Source organism: Streptomyces sp. NBC_00158, from assembly GCF_045160885.1.
Classification (GTDB): Bacteria; Actinomycetota; Actinomycetes; order Streptomycetales; family Streptomycetaceae; genus Streptomyces.
The window spans coordinates 6,257,383-6,272,444 of record NZ_CP108161.1 but is presented as its reverse complement, the minus strand read 5'-3'; the positions used below and the strand labels follow the sequence as shown (position 1 = coordinate 6,272,444).

17 protein-coding genes are annotated in these 15,062 nt (G+C 73.5%); 5 read left to right on the top strand and 12 right to left on the bottom strand.

The genetic code is table 11. The annotated features are described in order from the left end of the window. Positions 1 to 19: 19 nt before the first annotated feature. Positions 20 to 541, top strand: a complete 522-nt coding sequence (locus OG553_RS28885) for a DinB family protein (protein ID WP_405981762.1) — start codon at positions 20 to 22, stop codon at positions 539 to 541. Positions 542 to 649: 108 nt separating this feature from the next. Next, complete coding sequence (locus tag OG553_RS28880; RefSeq protein ID WP_405981761.1) at positions 650 to 1,201, top strand: hypothetical protein; 552 nt, start codon at positions 650 to 652, stop codon at positions 1,199 to 1,201. Positions 1,202 to 1,493: 292 nt separating this feature from the next. Here OG553_RS28880 and OG553_RS28875 read toward each other — a convergent pair whose 3' ends face one another. The 8 genes from OG553_RS28875 to OG553_RS28840 all read right to left on the bottom strand — a co-directional run bounded on the left by OG553_RS28875 (position 1,494) and on the right by OG553_RS28840 (position 8,186). Continuing rightward, positions 1,494 to 2,063 (bottom strand): hypothetical protein, encoded by a 570-nt coding sequence (locus OG553_RS28875; RefSeq protein WP_405981760.1) that lies wholly within the window; start codon positions 2,061 to 2,063, stop codon positions 1,494 to 1,496. A gap of 50 nt (positions 2,064 to 2,113) precedes the next feature. Next, positions 2,114 to 2,782 carry a uracil-DNA glycosylase gene (locus OG553_RS28870; RefSeq protein WP_405983167.1) on the bottom strand — a complete coding sequence of 223 codons (669 nt, stop codon included), beginning with the start codon at positions 2,780 to 2,782 and terminating at the stop codon, positions 2,114 to 2,116. Between the two features lie 98 nt (positions 2,783 to 2,880). After that, positions 2,881 to 4,464 carry an ABC transporter substrate-binding protein gene (locus tag OG553_RS28865; protein WP_405981759.1) on the bottom strand — a complete coding sequence of 528 codons (1,584 nt, stop codon included), beginning with the start codon at positions 4,462 to 4,464 and terminating at the stop codon, positions 2,881 to 2,883. A 152-nt stretch (positions 4,465 to 4,616) separates the two neighbouring features. After that, positions 4,617 to 5,402 (bottom strand): SDR family oxidoreductase, encoded by a 786-nt coding sequence (locus tag OG553_RS28860; RefSeq protein ID WP_405981758.1) that lies wholly within the window; start codon positions 5,400 to 5,402, stop codon positions 4,617 to 4,619. A gap of 27 nt (positions 5,403 to 5,429) precedes the next feature. Further along, a complete protein-coding gene (gene fabG, locus OG553_RS28855) occupies positions 5,430 to 6,191 on the bottom strand; it encodes a 3-oxoacyl-ACP reductase FabG (protein WP_405981757.1) in 762 nt (253 codons plus the stop codon). Positions 6,192 to 6,327: 136 nt separating this feature from the next. Further along, a complete protein-coding gene (locus OG553_RS28850; protein ID WP_405981756.1) occupies positions 6,328 to 6,711 on the bottom strand; it encodes a DUF3037 domain-containing protein in 384 nt (127 codons plus the stop codon). After that, positions 6,708 to 7,553: a HipA family kinase gene (locus OG553_RS28845; RefSeq protein ID WP_405981755.1), complete on the bottom strand. Its 846-nt coding sequence runs from the start codon at positions 7,551 to 7,553 to the stop codon at positions 6,708 to 6,710. Before OG553_RS28845 ends, OG553_RS28850 begins: the two co-directional genes overlap by 4 nt. Positions 7,554 to 7,562: 9 nt before the next feature. After that, positions 7,563 to 8,186 (bottom strand): cysteine hydrolase, encoded by a 624-nt coding sequence (locus OG553_RS28840; protein WP_405981754.1) that lies wholly within the window; start codon positions 8,184 to 8,186, stop codon positions 7,563 to 7,565. A gap of 76 nt (positions 8,187 to 8,262) precedes the next feature. On the opposite strand from OG553_RS28840, the gene OG553_RS28835 reads away from it, so the two are divergent. Beyond that, entirely contained in the window at positions 8,263 to 8,736 is a 474-nt protein-coding gene (locus OG553_RS28835; protein WP_405981753.1) for a pyridoxamine 5'-phosphate oxidase family protein, read from the top strand. A 6-nt stretch (positions 8,737 to 8,742) separates the two neighbouring features. Here OG553_RS28835 and OG553_RS28830 read toward each other — a convergent pair whose 3' ends face one another. Next, entirely contained in the window at positions 8,743 to 9,642 is a 900-nt protein-coding gene (locus OG553_RS28830; RefSeq protein ID WP_405981752.1) for a LysR family transcriptional regulator, read from the bottom strand. Positions 9,643 to 9,680: 38 nt separating this feature from the next. Here OG553_RS28830 and OG553_RS28825 point away from each other — a divergent pair, with 38 nt between their 5' ends. Then, the gene (locus tag OG553_RS28825) at positions 9,681 to 10,694 is read left to right on the top strand and encodes a DMT family transporter (protein ID WP_405981751.1); all 1,014 of its coding nucleotides are present in this window, start codon (positions 9,681 to 9,683) and stop codon (positions 10,692 to 10,694) included. Between the two features lie 94 nt (positions 10,695 to 10,788). Here OG553_RS28825 and OG553_RS28820 read toward each other — a convergent pair whose 3' ends face one another. Beyond that, positions 10,789 to 12,120 (bottom strand): aminotransferase class I/II-fold pyridoxal phosphate-dependent enzyme, encoded by a 1,332-nt coding sequence (locus tag OG553_RS28820; protein ID WP_405981750.1) that lies wholly within the window; start codon positions 12,118 to 12,120, stop codon positions 10,789 to 10,791. 37 nt (positions 12,121 to 12,157) lie between these two features. On the opposite strand from OG553_RS28820, the gene OG553_RS28815 reads away from it, so the two are divergent. Next, a complete protein-coding gene (locus OG553_RS28815) occupies positions 12,158 to 12,826 on the top strand; it encodes a pyridoxamine 5'-phosphate oxidase family protein (protein ID WP_405981749.1) in 669 nt (222 codons plus the stop codon). Here OG553_RS28815 and OG553_RS28810 read toward each other — a convergent pair. Both OG553_RS28810 and OG553_RS28805 read right to left on the bottom strand, forming a co-directional pair. Further along, positions 12,808 to 13,797, bottom strand: a complete 990-nt coding sequence (locus OG553_RS28810; RefSeq protein WP_405981748.1) for a DMT family transporter — start codon at positions 13,795 to 13,797, stop codon at positions 12,808 to 12,810. The genes OG553_RS28815 and OG553_RS28810 overlap by 19 nt on opposite strands. Before the next feature lie 242 nt (positions 13,798 to 14,039). Beyond that, the gene (locus OG553_RS28805; protein ID WP_405981747.1) at positions 14,040 to 15,005 is read right to left on the bottom strand and encodes an EamA family transporter; all 966 of its coding nucleotides are present in this window, start codon (positions 15,003 to 15,005) and stop codon (positions 14,040 to 14,042) included. Positions 15,006 to 15,062: the final 57 nt, after the last annotated feature.

Sequence of the window (15,062 nt, the reverse complement as noted above, 5' to 3'; positions counted from 1 at the left end):
TTCGTCCAGGATGTGGACCATGACCTCGAACGGATCGCACCGCCCCGAACCCTCCACCACCGCCGGCGAGCGGGAGATGCTGGACGGCTGGCTCGACTACCACCGCTCCACCCTCGCCTGGAAGTGCGAGGGACTCTCCGAGGAGCAGCTGCGCCTCACCCCGCTCTCGCCCTCCGCCCTGAGCCTGATGGGCCTGGTGCGGCACATGGCGGAGGTGGAGCGGTACTGGTTCCGGGAGATCGCCCTCGGCGCGGACCTGCCCGACCTGTACAGCACCCGGGAAAACCGGGACGGCGACTTCGATTTCACCGACGGGGACACCTGGGCCTCGGCCGAGCAGGTCTGGCGGACCGAGGTGGACCTGGCCCGGCAGGCGGCCGCGGACCGCTCCCTGGACGCGCTGTCGGACGCCGGGAGCCACCACCGCGGGGAGGTCTTCAGCCTGCGCTGGATCTACACCCACATGATCGAGGAGTACGCCCGCCACAACGGGCACGCGGACCTGCTGCGCGAGCACATCGACGGGGCCACCGGCGAGTAGCCGGGCCCGGTCCGGTGTCCGCCGGACACCCCCTCCCCGTCACCCGTGCGGGGTGAATATCGGCCCTGGGTTTTCGCAACGGGGTGCTCACACAGCAGAGTTGCGCGGGTGCACCCAACCCGAACCTCGACGAAGCTGCTCCTCGGAGCCGCCTGTGCCGTCTCGGCCGTCTCCGGCTGCGTGAACGTCAACCCCGCCCTGCCGGGCCCGGGGGCGGCGGCCCCCGCCGGAGGCCCACCGCCCCGGCACGAGCCGCGCGGCGGGCCGGGGGCGCTGCCCGTGGTCGTCCAGGCGCCCGCCCTGGAGGCGCTGAAGGCGGTGCCCCGGGACGGCGTGCGCCCGTCGGCCCCGACGGCCGCGGGCCGGGGCGCGTCGCGCACGGTGCCCGGTCAGCGTACGGAGGCCGGGGAGAGCGCGGGGGCCGTCCCCGGGGTCCCCGACGTCCCGGTGCCGGCCGAGCCGGGCGAGCACGGCCAGGGGGGCCCGCAGGGCCGTGCGCACGGGGCGGGGAAGCACGCCGAACTGCCGCCCGGGCTGGCGCGGGAGCTGCCGGTCCGCCCGGCGGACGTGTGCGCGCTGGGCCGCCGGCACGGGAACTGGGCCCCGGACGGCCCGGAGGCCCGCATCTGCGCGGGCGTCGAGGGCACCGGGGCCGACTAGGCCGCGTCCTCCGCCGCGGGCCCGCCCTCCTCCGAAGGGCAGGGCCTGGGCCCGCGGGGACGCAGGCGCCGCCGACGCCGCCCTTTCGGGCACCCCAGCGCCGTACGGGCGCCCGACCCAGGGCCGGCACTGACACCGGCTGGGCCGGTACGGACACCGGCGGGGCCCGCACGGACACCGGCGGGGCCCGGTACCGACACCCGGGGGCCGGTACCGACACCCGGGGGCCGGTACCGACACCCGGGGGCCGGTACCGACACCCCTCGGGGCGGAGCCGCCTTCCGCCGCGCCGCTACGCCTGCTCGGGGAACGGCCTGGGCGCCGGGCCCGCCTCCGCCGCCAGGCGGCGCTCCAGGCGGGCGATGCCGGCCCGTACGCCGTTCCCGTACCCGTCGTCGGACAGCGCTCCGGTGGCCGCCCGGGCCCGCGCGAGGTGGACCCGGGCCTCGTCGGGCCGGCGCAGCTTGACGTAGTCGGCGGCGAGGCTCAGGTGCAGCGACGGGTAGAACACCCGCACGGCCGGGGACTGCTCGGCCCGCCCGGGGAACGCCTCCCCGAGCCGCTCGCCGAGGCAGTCGGCGGCGGTCAGCGCCCGCAGGTCCCAGGCCAGTTCGTCGGCGGGGTCGTCCTGGGCGTCGGCCAGGTAGTGCGCGAGGGTGCAGCGGTGGAGCGAGTCGCCCTCCTCGCCGATCTCGGACCAGATCTCGCCGAGCCGGTTGCGGGCCTCCTCGCGGTCCCCGGCGTGCAGCAGGATGACGGCCTGGCCGATCCTGGTCATGACGGCGTCCTCCGACGCCTCCTGCTGCTGTTCCCTCAACGGGTCCTCCGGCTCGCTCCGCCGGACCCGCTCCGGTCCGGTCATCAAGAAGCTAGCCGGAGGCACCGGCTCTGGAGCCGAGGCGCGGTGTGGTGTCAGCCCAGGTCCGGGATCCGCCAGTCGATCGGCTCATGACCCTGGGCCGCGACGGCCTCGTTGATCTGCGTGAAGGGCCGGGAGCCGAAGAACTTCTTCGCAGACAGCGGCGAGGGGTGGGCGCCCTTGACGATCACGTGCCGCTCCTCGTCGATGAGCGGGATCTTCTTCTGGGCGTAGGCGCCCCAGAGCACGAAGACGACGGGGTCGGGGCGCTCGGACACGGCGCGGATCACCGCGTCGGTGAACTTCTCCCAGCCCTTCGCCTTGTGGGAGTTGGGCTCGGCCTCGCGGACGGTGAGGACGGCGTTGAGCAGCAGGACGCCCTGCTCGGCCCACGGCATCAGGTACCCGTTGTCCGGGACCGGCAGGCCGAGCTCCTCCTTCATCTCCTTGTAGATGTTGCGCAGCGAGGGCGGGGTCTTGACCCCGGGCTGCACGGAGAAGCACAGGCCGTGTCCCTGGCCGGCGCCGTGGTAGGGGTCCTGGCCGAGGACCAGGACCTTCACCTTGTCGAACGGCGTGGCCTCCAGGGCCGCGAAGACCTGCTCGCGGGGCGGGTAGACCGGCCCGTTCGCCCGCTCCTTCTCGACGAACTCGGTGAGTTCCTTGAAGTAGGGCTGCTCCAGCTCCCCGCCGAGGACGGGGAGCCAGGACTCGGGCAGCATCTGGGTCACGTCGACAACCTCCGGTACAAGTTCGTGCAACTGCTCTGAACCTACCGGGGACCACTGACAACGCCGCCACCCGGGCGCCGCCCGGGGGATCACCAGCTGGTCTTGCGCCGCAGCTCCCACATCTGCATGGCGGTCTGCGGGTCCAGGGCCCGCTCGGCGCCGGCGATGTCCTCGCGCGCTCCGACGTACAGCTTGCCCTGCCACAGCGGCAGCAGGCGGACGTCCTGGGCGAAGATCTGCTGCGCCTCCTCGAACTCCCGGACACCGGCGGACCGGTCGCCCTCGCGGCGGGACTTGGGCAGCAGCTCGGTCAGGATCTTCGCCGGCTCGTACGGGGTGCCGACCGCGTTCTCCTTGCCGACGAACGGCGCGATGAAGTTGTCGGGGTCCGGGAAGTCGGGGAACCAGCCTCGGCCGAAGACCGGGTACTGGCCGTTCTGGTAGCCCTCCTGGAAGGTCTTCCACGGCTGGCCGCGCAGGTTGATCTTGAAGAGGTCGCTCTCGTCGAGCTGCCGCTTGATCTCGGTGAACTCGTCGGCGGTGGAGGCGCCGTAGCGGTCCGTGGTGTACCAGAAGGTCAGCTCGACCTTCTGGGTGATCCCGGCGGCCGTGAGGATCTTCTTGGCCTTGGCGACGTCGGGGTTGCCGTAGATGTCGTAGAAGGGCGTCTTGTGGCCCACGACACCCTTGGGGACCATCGAGTACAGCGGCTCGGCGGTGCCCTGGTAGACCTTCGAGACGATCGCGCCGCGGTCGATGACCTGGGCGATCGCCTGGCGCACGGCGACCTTGTTGATCTGCGGGTCGTTCGGGTTGAAGACCAGGTAGCGGATCTCGGCGCCGACGTTCTCCACGACCTGCACGCCCTGGGCGTGCGAGGCGGGGGTCTGGAGGTCCTTGATCTCCGCGGCGGAGAGGCCTCGGTAGGTGGCGTCGATCTCCTTGCCCTTGAGGGCCGCGATCATCTTCTTCGAGTCGGAGAAGTAGCGGATCGTCACGCCGTCGTTCTGGCGGTTGGCGAAGCCGGTGTAGGTCTCGTTGCGGCCGAGGACCGCCTCGCCGCCGTCGGCGTACGAGGTGAGGACGTAGGGGCCGGAGCCGACGACCTTGTTGTCGTTGCGGACCTTGTTGGCCGGGTACTCCTTCGGCGCGACCAGGGAGGCCGCCGGGGAGCCCAGGACGTACGGGAAGGTCGCGTCGGGGGTCTTCAGGTGGAAGACGACCGTGAGCGCGTCCGGCGCCTCGATCTTGTCCAGGCTGTTGAAGAGGCCGGCGGGACCGGACTTGTGGTTGATCGTCTTGATCCGGTCGAGCGAGTGCTTGACCGCCTTCGAGTCCAGCACCTCACCGTCGGAGAACTTCAGGCCCTTGCGCAGGGTGCAGCGGTAGGCGGTGTTCGCGGAGTCGGTGAACTCGCAGGTCTGGGCCGCGTCCGGCTGGGGCTTGGTGCTTCCCGTGGGGAAGGCCAGCAGGGTCTGGTAGACGTTGCGGTACAGCTCCCAGGAGCCGTCCCAGGCGGCCGCGGGGTCGAGGGTGCTGGGCGCGCTCATCGTGCCTACGGTGATGCGCTTCGCAGCGGCGTCACCGTCGTCCGAGAACAGGCCGCATCCTGCGACCAGGGATATGGACGCAACGGCCGCAGCGATCTGCAGGCATCTGGTCCGGTTGAACACGTGCACGCTCCTCGATCAGCCAGGGGTGCGGCAGACCCTACCGCAGTGCATCACAAATCCAATGGGTAGGTTTCGTGAGGCACTTGACCGATTTCGGACCGATTAGGTACGCATTTGCCTCCCGCTTGGAGGCAAATGCGTCCGTTTATCGGTCAGTGCACACCGGCATTGAGGAACATTCCCCCGTCGACGACGAGAGTTTGTCCGGTGATCCATTCCGCTTGTGCAGATGTCAGGAATGCGGCGGCTCCGCCGATGTCCTCCGGGACCCCGAGCCGGCCGAGCGGGTAGGCGGCCGCGGCCTCCTGCTCCCGGCCCTCGTAGAGCGCCTGCGCGAACCTGGTCTTCACCACCGCGGGGGCGATCGCGTTGACCCGCACCGTCGGCGCCATCTCGTGCGCGAGCTGGAGGGTCAGGTTGATCATCGCCGCCTTGCTCATCCCGTACGCCCCGATGAAGGGCGAGGCGGAGACCCCGGCGATGGAGGCGATGTTCACGATCGCCCCGCCGTGGTCCTTCTGCCAGGCGTGCCAGGTCCGCTGGGCGAAGCCCAGCGCCGAGATCACGTTGGTCTCGAACACCTTGCGCGCCACCCCGAGGTCCAGGTCGGCGATCGGCCCGAAGACCGGATTGGTGCCCGCGTTGTTGACCAGGAAGTCGACGCGGCCGAAGGCCTCCATCGCGCGCTCGACCGCGAGGGCCTGGTGGGCCTCGTCGTGCGCCTTCCCCGCCACCCCGATCACCCGGTCCGCGCCGAGCCGCTCCACGGCCTCCTTGAGCGCGTCCTCGTTGCGCCCGGTGATCACGACCCGGTCGCCCCGGGCGACCAGCGCCTCGGCGATCCCGTAGCCGATGCCCCGGCTCGCGCCGGTGACCAGGGCCACCTTGCCGCTGTCGACGCCGCCGCCGACACCGCTGTCGATACCGCTGTCCGTCATGTCGTACGCCCGTCTCTCGTGGGACCGTCAGTTGAGCGGGCCGCCGGCCACGTACAGGACCTGGCCGGAGACGAAGCCGGCGTCCTCACCCGTGAAGAAGGCGATCGCATTGGCGATGTCGTCCGGACGGCCCACCCGCTGCACCGGGATCTGCGAGGCGGCGGCCAGCTGGAACTCCTCGAAGCCCATGCCGACGCGGGCGGCGGTCTGCGCGGTCATCTCGGTCACGATGAAGCCGGGGGCGACTGCGTTGGCGGTGATGCCGAACTTGCCGAGCTCGATCGCCAGGGTCTTGGTGAAGCCCTGCAGGCCGGCCTTGGCCGCGGCGTAGTTGGCCTGGCCCCGGTTGCCGAGCGCCGAGCTGCTGGAGAGGTTCACGACGCGGCCGAACTTGGCCTCCACCATGTACTTCTGACAGGCCCTCGCCATCAGGAACGCACCGCGCAGGTGCACGTTCATGACGGTGTCCCAGTCCGTGTCGCTCATCTTGAAGAGCAGGTTGTCGCGGAGCACGCCCGCGTTGTTGACGAGGACCGTCGGGGCGCCGAGCGTGCTCGCGACCCGCTCGACGGCCGCCTCCACCTGCGCCGCGTCGGAGACGTCGCAGCCGACCGCGAGGGCCTTGCCGCCGGCCGCCGTGATCGCCTCGACGGTGTCCTTGCAGGCCGCCTCGTCGAGGTCGAGCACGGCGACCGCCCGGCCCTCGGCGGCCAGCCGGATCGCGGTGGCCGCGCCGATGCCCCGGGCCGCCCCGGTCACGATGGCGACGCGCTGCTCGGTGGTGGACATGCTGTTCTCCTCGCCCTTGAGAAACGGCCGCCCGGAGGTGAGCAACCGCTTAGTAGCCTCAGCTGAGGAGACGCTAGGAGCCCTGGCACCCCGTGTCAACGGCTCCCGGCGGCAGCGGCGCGGAGCTGCCCGGAAATCAGTGGACCAGCAGCTCCAGCAGGCGTTCCACCTCGGCGGCGGGATCGGCCGTCAGGCCGGTGTGCACCGGTCCCGGCTGCACCACCGTGCTGCGGGGGGCGATCAGCCAGCGGAACCTGCGCCCCGCGTCGTCGCCCGCCGCCTGGCCGGCCTCCTCGCCGCCCGCGCACAGTCCCTCGACCGCGCGCAGCGCGGCCCGCACCCCGGCCACGTCGGCCCCGGGGTCCAGGGCGAGGAGCTTGGCCTCGTCCAGGTGGGTGCGCGCGGCGACGTAGGAGTGCGCCCGGCAGTAGACGATGACTCCGGCGTTGAAGCACTCGCCGCGCTCCATCCGGGGCACCACGCGCACCAGCGCGTATTCGAACACGTCCCGCTTGGTCACTCGTCGCCGCTCTTCTGCTTGTTCTTGTCCGACTGGGGAGGGAGGCGCTCGGCGAGCCAGCCCGGCGGACCGGACCGCTGCCTGACCTCGGCCTCCATGGTGATCCTCTCGTGGATCGTGGCGGCGCGCGGCAGGAGTGCCTCCACGTAGGCGCGGCGCACCGCGTCCGTGGAGTCGAAGCCGGGTTCGTCGACGAGCCACTCGTCGGGGACGTCGGCGGTGACCTCGGCGAGCAGGTCCTCGGTGACCAGCGGGGCCAGCTCGGCGGCGGCCGCCGCGATGTCCGGGCCGACGGGGGCGAGGACGTGGTCCGAGGCGTTGTAGGGCTTGGCGGCGGCGGCCGGGGCGGTGGGCCAGTTGTGGTGCCAGATCATGGTGGCGCCGTGGTCGATGAGCCACAGGTCCCCGTGCCATACCAGCATGTTCGGATTGCGCCAGGACCGGTCGACGTTGTTGATCAGTGCGTCGAACCAGACGACGCGCCCCGCCTCAACCGGGTCGGTCCGGTACGCGAGGGGGTCGAAGCCGATCGAGCCGGGCAGGTAGTCCATGCCGAGGTTGAGCCCGCCGCTGGCCTTGAGCAGCTCCTGGACCTCCTGGTCGGGCTCGGCGAGCCCGATGACGGGGTCGAGCTGCATCTGCACCAGGCGCGGGACCCGTAGCCCCAGCCGCTGGGCGAGGCGCCCGCAGACGACTTCGGCGACCAGGGTCTTGCGGCCCTGGCCGGCTCCGGTGAATTTCATGACGTAGGTACCGAGATCGTCGGCCTCGACGATCCCCGGGAGCGAGCCGCCCTCACGCAAGGGCGTGACGTAGCGGGTCGCGATCACTTCGGACAGCATCCGCCCAGGTTACGGGGGGCAGCGCGGCGGAGCCCACCGCATGAGCAGCGCTTCGGCCGTGGTGACCTCCGCCACCAGCGCGAGGGAGTTGCGGATCACCTCGGCGGTGCAGGAGGCGGGCACCCCGGCGATGGCGTCGGACGGGACCACGACCCGGTAGCCGAGGTTGACGGCGTCGAAGACGGTGTTCGGGATCGCGATGTTCGAGGAGACCCCGGTGACGACGAGGGTGCGGATCCCGAGGTTGCGCAGCAGGGCGTCCAGGTCGGTGCCGGCCATCGGGGAGAGCCCGTGCAGCCGGCGGACCACGAGGTCCCGCCTGTCCACGGTGAGGGGGGCGGCGACCCGCACCGCGTGGCTGCCGGTCAGCTGCCGTACGGGCAGCTTCCCGGCGGCCCGGAAGAGCCGCGCGTTGGTGTTGGCCCCGAGCCCGTCGGGCCGCCGCTCCGCGACCGCGTGCACCACCTGTACGCCGGCCCCGCGGGCGGCGTCGACGAGCGCGGCGACCCGGTCCAGCATCCCGGATTCCCGGGCCTCCTTCGCCAGCTCGGGCAGGGCGCTCTCCTCGCCCACCACACCGTTCTGGCACTCGACGGTGAGCAGCGCGGTGGTGGCTGGATCGGGTTCCGGCATGACTCCCCCTGGCGTGGCGACGGAAGAGCACGCATGATTCCTGACACATGGTCAGATGTGAAGGGGTGCGGTTCGGATGGACGGGACGGGCGCGCGGACGGCGCAGCGGCGGGGCCGGCGGATCATGATGAGCGACGACGAGGTGGACGCGTTCCTGCGCGAGCGGCGCACCTGCCGGGTGGCCACGGTCTCCCCGGACGGGCGCCCGCACGTCGGCGCCCTCTGGTTCGTCTGGGACGGCACCTCGCTGTGGCTGTACTCGATCACCCGCAGCCGCCGCTGGGCCGACCTGCGGGCCGACCCGCGGATCTCGGTCGTGGTGGACGCCGGGGAGGAGTACGGGGAGCTGCGCGGGGTCGAACTGTCCGGCCGCGCGGTCTTCGTGGGCGAGGCGCCGCGCACCGGCGAGCCCTGCCCGGAGCTGCTGGAGCCGGAACGGCTCTTCCCCGTCAAGAACTTCGGGATCGAGGAGATGCCGCACGACGGCCGCCACGCCTGGATCCGGCTCACCCCGGAATCGGTGGTCTCCTGGGACTTCCGCAAGATCTGACCGCGGCTACACCGCCGCGGCCGCGCCCTGGAGGGCCTGGACGGCCGCCCTGATGGACGGGCGCCGTCCCGCGTCCGTCCGCCAGACGACGTACACGTGGCGGCGTACGGTGTCGACCGCCGGCAGCAGCCGCACCCCGGGCGGCACCGGCCCGCGGCCCAGCCGGGGCGTCACGCACACGCCCAGCCCCGCCTCCACGAAGGCCAGCTGGGTGTGGTGCTCCTCGGCGATGTGCGCGATGCGCGGCTCGACACCCATGCCGCGCAGGGTGAACACCAGCCACTCGTGGCAGAACTGCCCCTCGTTCCAGGAGATCCAGTCGTCGTCGGCGAGGTCCCCGAGGGAGATCTCGGGGCGCCCGGCCAGCGGGTGCCCCGCCGGGACCGCGATGTCGGCGGCGTCGTCCAGGAGGTGGGCGCGGGACAGCTCGGCCGGCACCGGCATCCGCTTGTTGTGCCAGTCGATGGCCAGCGCCATGTCCAGGTCACCGCGCACGACGGCCGCCATGCTCTCCTCGGGCTCCCGCTCCCGCACCAGGGCCCGCAGTTCGGGGTGGCCGGCCCGCAGGGCCCTGAGGGCGTGGGGCAGCAGCCCCCGCATGGCGGTGGGGAAGGCCCCGATCCGCAGCTCCCCCACCGCGCAGCCCCGCTGCGCCTCCACGTCGGCCTGCGCGAGCTCCACCTGGGAGATGATCCGGGCGGCGTGGTCGGCGAGCAGCCGCCCGGCGTCCGTGAGCCGGACCCCGCGCCCGTTCTTGGCGAGCAGCGGCTGGCCGACCTCCCGTTCCAGCTTGGCCATCTGCTGGGAGACCGCCGATGTGGTCACATGGAGGCCTCCCGCGGCGCCGCTGACCGAGCCGTGGCGGGCGAGGGCGTCGAGGGTGCGCAGGCGCTCCAGGTTCAACATGTAAGCGATGCTACGCCTTCGCCCGAAGGAACTCTCGCTTGTCCTACGAGGTCGGGCGCAGCAGAGTGAACCGCATGAGCGCACCGACCACCCCCCGTCCCACCTCCACCTCCCCCTCCACCTCCCCCGTACGGCAGCGGACCCGCCCCGGCACCGGCCGCGCCGCCCGCGTGGACTGGCGCCTGCGCTTCGGCCTCCTCTCGGTGGTGTGGGGCTTCAGCTTCCTCCTGATCAAGGTGGGCACGGAGGCGTTCGCGCCCTTCCAAGTGGCCCTCGGCCGGGTGTTCTTCGGGGCGCTCGCCCTCCTCGCGGTACTGCTGGTGCGCCGGGAGCCGCTCCCGCGCGGCCGCCGCACCTGGGGCCACCTCACGGTGGCGGCGCTCCTGCTGAACACCGTCCCGTTCTCGCTCTTCGCCTACGCCGAGCAGAGCATCCCCTCCGGTCTGGCGGGCATCTGCAACGCCACCTCCCCGCTGTGGGGCATGGCGCTCTCGCTGGTGGCGCTGTCCGAGGACCGGCCCACGCGCCGCCGCTTCGCGGGGCTGGGCATCGGCTTCCTGGGCGTCCTGACGGTGCTCGGCGCCTGGCAGGGCTTCGCGGGGATCGACGCCAAGGGCACCGCGCTGGCCCTGCTGGCCGCGCTCTCCTACCCGATCGGCTGGATCTACGTCCGCCGCACCCTGGCCGGCACCCCCGGCTCCCCGGTGGCGCTCACCGGGGCCCAGCTCATGGTCTCCACCGCCCAGCTGGCCGCCGTCAGCGCGCTCTTCACCGCGGCCCCGGCCGGATTCCCGCTCTGGCCGACGCTCGCGGTGGTCGCGCTGGGCGCGCTGGGGACCGGGATGGCGCTGCAGATGCAGTACGGGCTGGTGACGGAGATCGGACCGACCACCGCGCAGATGGTCACGTACTTCATCCCGCTCATCGCCACCACCGCCGGCGTCCTGGTCCTGGGCGAGCAGCTGCACTGGAACACCCCGGTCGGCGCGGCGGTCGTACTGGCGGGCGCGGCCCTGACCCAGGCCCGGCCCGCCCGGCGCGCGAGCGCCTGACCGGCCGGGGACGCCCGGCACCGTCCCGCCCCCGCCGCACTCCGCGACGGGGGCGGCCCGCGCTCCAGCGGCCCGCGCTCCGGCGGCCCGCGTCTCAGTCGAAGCGCCCCCCGGCCGCCGGGCGGACCGCCGCCGCCACCGCTTCGGCCAGACCCCCGACCTCCGCCGGGTCCAGCCCGGAGACGGTGATCCGCACCCCCGGGCCCGCCTGGACGCGGTAACCGGCCCCGGGGCGCACCGCCCAGCCGGCCGCCAGCAACCGGGTGACCACCGCCGTCTCGTCGGCGACCGGCACCCACACGTTCATCCCGCTCCGCCCGTGGGCCCGTACGCCCCGTTCCGCGAGCGCGGCCACCAGGCCGTCCCGGCGCAGTGCGTACGAGCCCGCCACGGCCCGCCGGTCCACGGCGCCGGAGGTCCACAGCTCGACCACCGCGTACTGGAGCAGCCGGCTCACCCATCCCGGGCCCAGCCGCTGCCGCCCCCGTACGCGGTCCATCGTCACCGCGTCACCCGTGAGCACCGCGAGCCGCAGGTCCGGGCCGTACGCCTTCGCCGTCGAGCGGACCAGCGCCCAGTGCCGGGTCACGCCGCCGAGGGTGGACAGCGGCAGGTCGACGATCCCGTGGCCGTGGTCGTCCTCGATGAGCAGCACTTCGGGGCGGCCTGCCAGCAGCTCCCGCAGCTCCGCGGCGCGGGCGGCCGAGACGGCGGCGCCGGTCGGGTTCTGCGCGCGGGCCGTCACCACCAGGGCCCGCGCCCCCTCCGCCAGCGCCCGGGCCGCCGACTCCGGCACCGGCCCCTCGTCGTCGACGGCCACCGGGACCACCCGCAGGCCGAGCGCGGGGGCCAGGTCCAGCACGCTCCCCCAGCCCGGGTCCTCGACGGCCACCGCGTCCCCGGCCCGCAGGTGCGCCGCCAGCACCCGCTCGATGCCGTCCAGCGCCCCCGAGGTCACGGCGAGCGCCCCGGCCGGTACCCCGTCGGCCTCGAAGTCCGCGCGGGCGAGCCGGGCGAGGTCGGGCAGCACCGGGTCCTGCCCGTACAGGGTCGGGGCTTCGGCGTACCGCCGGGCGGCGGCGGCCAGCGCTCCGTCCAACGGGGGCAGCAGCGCCACGTCGGGGTTGCCCTGGGCGACGTCGCGCACGCCCTCGGGCACCGGCATCCGCCCCACGTCGCGCGGGGCGGTCGCCGGGCGGGCCCGGACCCGGCTGCCGCGCCGCCCGTCGGTCTCGATGACCCCGCGCTCGCGCAGGGTGCGGTAGGCGGCGGCCACGGTGTTGGGGTTCACCCCCAGCGCGGCCGCGAGCTCCCGCATCGGCGGCAGCGGCGCCCCGGGCGCGAGGGCGCCCGATCCGACGCCCGTTTCGACACTGGCCGCGATTTCCGATGCGCGACGCCCACTGATCAGATACTCTCCTAGCACAAACAACATTATGCACTAGTGCAATGGAGTCCGCACCATGAGCGCCACCACCGTCGCCGACTACGAACCCACCGACCGCACCGTCCCGAGCCGCGCCCGCCAGCGGGCGCGCTACGACCGCGAGACGGTGCACTCGATACTCGACCAGGCCTACCTGTGCCACCTCGGGTTCGTCCGCGACGGCGCGCCGGTGGTCCTCCCCACGCTGTACGGCCGGGTGGGCGAGACCCTCTACGTGCACGGCTCCACCGGCTCGCGCCCGCTGCTGGCCGCCGGCAAGGCCGACCCGGGCCTGCCGGTCTGCGTCACCGTGACGCACGTCGACGGCCTGGTGCTGGCCAAGTCCGCCTTCCACCACTCGATGAACTACCGCTCGGTGGTCGTGCACGGCACCGCCTACCAGGTCACGGACGAGGAGGAGTGCCGGATCGCCCTGGACGCCCTCGTCGACCAGGTCGTCCCCGGCCGCTCGGCCGACTCCCGGCCCGCCAACGCCAAGGAACTGGCGGCCACGGCGGTGATCCGGCTCGACCTGAACGAGGTGTCCGCCAAGGTCCGCACGGGCGGCCCGAACGACGACGCCGAGGACCTGGACCTGCCCCACTGGTCGGGCGTGGTCCCGGTGGCACCGGCGTACGGGACCCCCGTCCCGGCCGCCGGCCTGGCCCCCGGCATCGCCGTCCCGGACTACATCACCGCGCTCTGAGGCTCCTGGGCGGGCCGGTCCTCCGGCCCGCCGCCGGCCACCCGGCGCGCACCGCCCGCGGGCCGGCGCGCCTCGGCCGCGATCAGCGCGCCCACCGCCGCCAGCAGCAGTACGGTGCCCAGCACCACGGCTGCGGTCAGCCGCTCCCCGAGCACCGAGACGGCGATCGCCGCCGCGCTGACCGGCTCGATCAGCATGACCACCGACACCGTCGCGGCACGCACCGCGGCCGCCCCGGTGAAGTACAGCGCGTACGCCAGCGCCGTCGGCACCACCGCCACGTACACCAGCAGCCAGACCACCCTGGCCGGCTCGGCGGTGTGCGGCAGCAGCCCCTCCAGCGCCGCGAGCGGCAGCAGGCACACCGCGCCCACCGCCACCGACCACGCGGTGGTGACCAGCGGGTCCCCGCCCGCCCCGCGCCGCCCGAGCCACCGCGCCCGGAGCGTCATCGCCGCGTACCCGGCGGCCGACAGCAGGGCCCAGCCGACGCCGAGCGGCCGCACCTCACCGCCCCCGGAACCCAGCACCAGTACGGCCAGTCCGGCCAGGGCACCGCCGACGGCGGCCACCCCGCCCCGGCCCAGCCGCTCGCCCATCCAGTACCGGCCGCCCAGCGCGATCAGCACGGGCCCCGCGCCGAGGGTGACGACGGTTCCGACCGCCAGGCCGGTCTCGCGCACGGCCCCGAAGTACGCGGCCTGGAACAGGGTGAACATCAGCCCGGTGGCGATCAGCGAGGCCGCCGAGGGCCGGACGGGACGCGCCGCGCGGGCGGGGCGGCGGCGTACGGCGAGCACCGCGAGCAGCACCGCCAGCCCGCCGGCGCAGCGCCAGAAGGACAGGGCGAGCGGACCGAGGTCACTGGCCAGGAAGAGGAGGGAGGCGGCCGCCCCGGCGGTGCCCCAGGCGGCTCCGGCGACGACGAGGTACAGCAGGCTGCGCCCGGCGGCGGGCGAGTGGTTCGACACGTGTTTCTCCGCGCATGCGTGAAGGACGAGGACATGAGGCCGTCGTTTCGCGGGCAGCGCGTACCGGCCCGGGGACACCGGGCGGGTCGTACGTCGTTCTGGCGGCAGCCGCCCGCGCTAGGCGGCCGGCGGCGGCAGAACGGCGGAGAAAACGGTGGAAGGCATGTGCAGCACCCTACGCGGCCTCCGGCGCCCGGACCACCCCCGACCGGAGTCCTTCGTCCCGGATCCCGGTCGGGCGATCACGCGCTCGTCGGCTCCCGGTCCTGCACCACGGGCAGCGGCGCCTCCTGCGCGACCACCGGCGCGGGCCGCGAGGACTGTGCGATGAAGGCGCCCCCGAGCACCAGCGCGCCGCCCAGCACCTGCGGGCCGGAGAGCTGCTCCCCGAGCAGCACCCAGGCCAGTACGGTGGCGACGACCGCCTCCAGGCAGGCCACCACGCCCGCGACCTGCGGTGAGAGCTTGCGCACGGAGACCACGCCGGTCAGGTACGCGAACACGGTGGCGACCAGCACCACCCACGCCAGCAGCGCCAGGGCCGGGACCCGGAGGTCACCCATGGCGGCGTCCGTGCCCAGCACCTGCCAGTCGATCCGCCAGGGGCGGGCGATCACGGTCATCACCAGAGCGCCGACGATCATGCCGTGCGCGATCACGCCCAGCGGGTCCGGCGCGTCCTCGGCGTCGGCGCCCTGGTCCGCGAAGACGAAGTAGAAGGCCTGGCAGCAGGCGGCGGCGAGGCCGAGGAGCACCCCGAACGCGTCCAGCCGCAGACCGGCCCAGATCTCGACCACGCAGGCCAGTCCCACGACGGCCACCGCGGCCCCGGCCGCGGCCGCGCGGGTCACGGGCTTGCGCTGCACGAAGCGTATGTAGCCGAGCAGCAGGGCGGGGCCCAGGTACTCCAGCAGCAGGGCCACGCCCACCGGGATCCGCGACAGGGAGGCGAAGTAGAAGGCCTGCACGCCCGCGACGGCGACCAGTCCGAAGCCGGCCAGCAGCAGGGGCTTGCGGCGCACCAGGGACCGGTGCCGCCAGGCCAGCGGGGACAGCACCAGGGCCGCCCCGGCCACCCTGAGCCACACCATGTGCAGCGGGTCCAGACCCGCCTCGATCAGCGGCTTCGCCGCCACACCCGAACCGCCGAACGCGCATGCCGAGACGAGGGCGAGGCCCAGTCCGGCGTTCTTCCCTGACGCTTGCATCCGGCCATCATGGCAGGGCCGGACAGGAGCGTCATCCGCGAGACACCTGTTGAGACA

What these genes read in the sequence shown, in the direction of transcription:
- OG553_RS28885 (WP_405981762.1), top strand. Translation starts at nt 20, where the DNA reads ATGACCTCGAACGGATCGCACCGCCCCGAACCCTCCACCACCGCCGGC.
- OG553_RS28875 (WP_405981760.1), bottom strand. Translation starts at nt 2,063, where the DNA reads ATGACCGGACCGGAGCGGGTCCGGCGGAGCGAGCCGGAGGACCCGTTG.
- OG553_RS28870 (WP_405983167.1), bottom strand. Translation starts at nt 2,782, where the DNA reads ATGCTGCCCGAGTCCTGGCTCCCCGTCCTCGGCGGGGAGCTGGAGCAG.
- OG553_RS28860 (WP_405981758.1), bottom strand. Translation starts at nt 5,402, where the DNA reads ATGACGGACAGCGGTATCGACAGCGGTGTCGGCGGCGGCGTCGACAGC.
- fabG (WP_405981757.1), bottom strand. Translation starts at nt 6,191, where the DNA reads ATGTCCACCACCGAGCAGCGCGTCGCCATCGTGACCGGGGCGGCCCGG.
- OG553_RS28845 (WP_405981755.1), bottom strand. Translation starts at nt 7,553, where the DNA reads ATGCTGTCCGAAGTGATCGCGACCCGCTACGTCACGCCCTTGCGTGAG.
- OG553_RS28840 (WP_405981754.1), bottom strand. Translation starts at nt 8,186, where the DNA reads ATGCCGGAACCCGATCCAGCCACCACCGCGCTGCTCACCGTCGAGTGC.
- OG553_RS28835 (WP_405981753.1), top strand. Translation starts at nt 8,263, where the DNA reads ATGGACGGGACGGGCGCGCGGACGGCGCAGCGGCGGGGCCGGCGGATC.
- OG553_RS28830 (WP_405981752.1), bottom strand. Translation starts at nt 9,642, where the DNA reads ATGTTGAACCTGGAGCGCCTGCGCACCCTCGACGCCCTCGCCCGCCAC.
- OG553_RS28815 (WP_405981749.1), top strand. Translation starts at nt 12,158, where the DNA reads ATGAGCGCCACCACCGTCGCCGACTACGAACCCACCGACCGCACCGTC.
- OG553_RS28805 (WP_405981747.1), bottom strand. Translation starts at nt 15,005, where the DNA reads ATGCAAGCGTCAGGGAAGAACGCCGGACTGGGCCTCGCCCTCGTCTCG.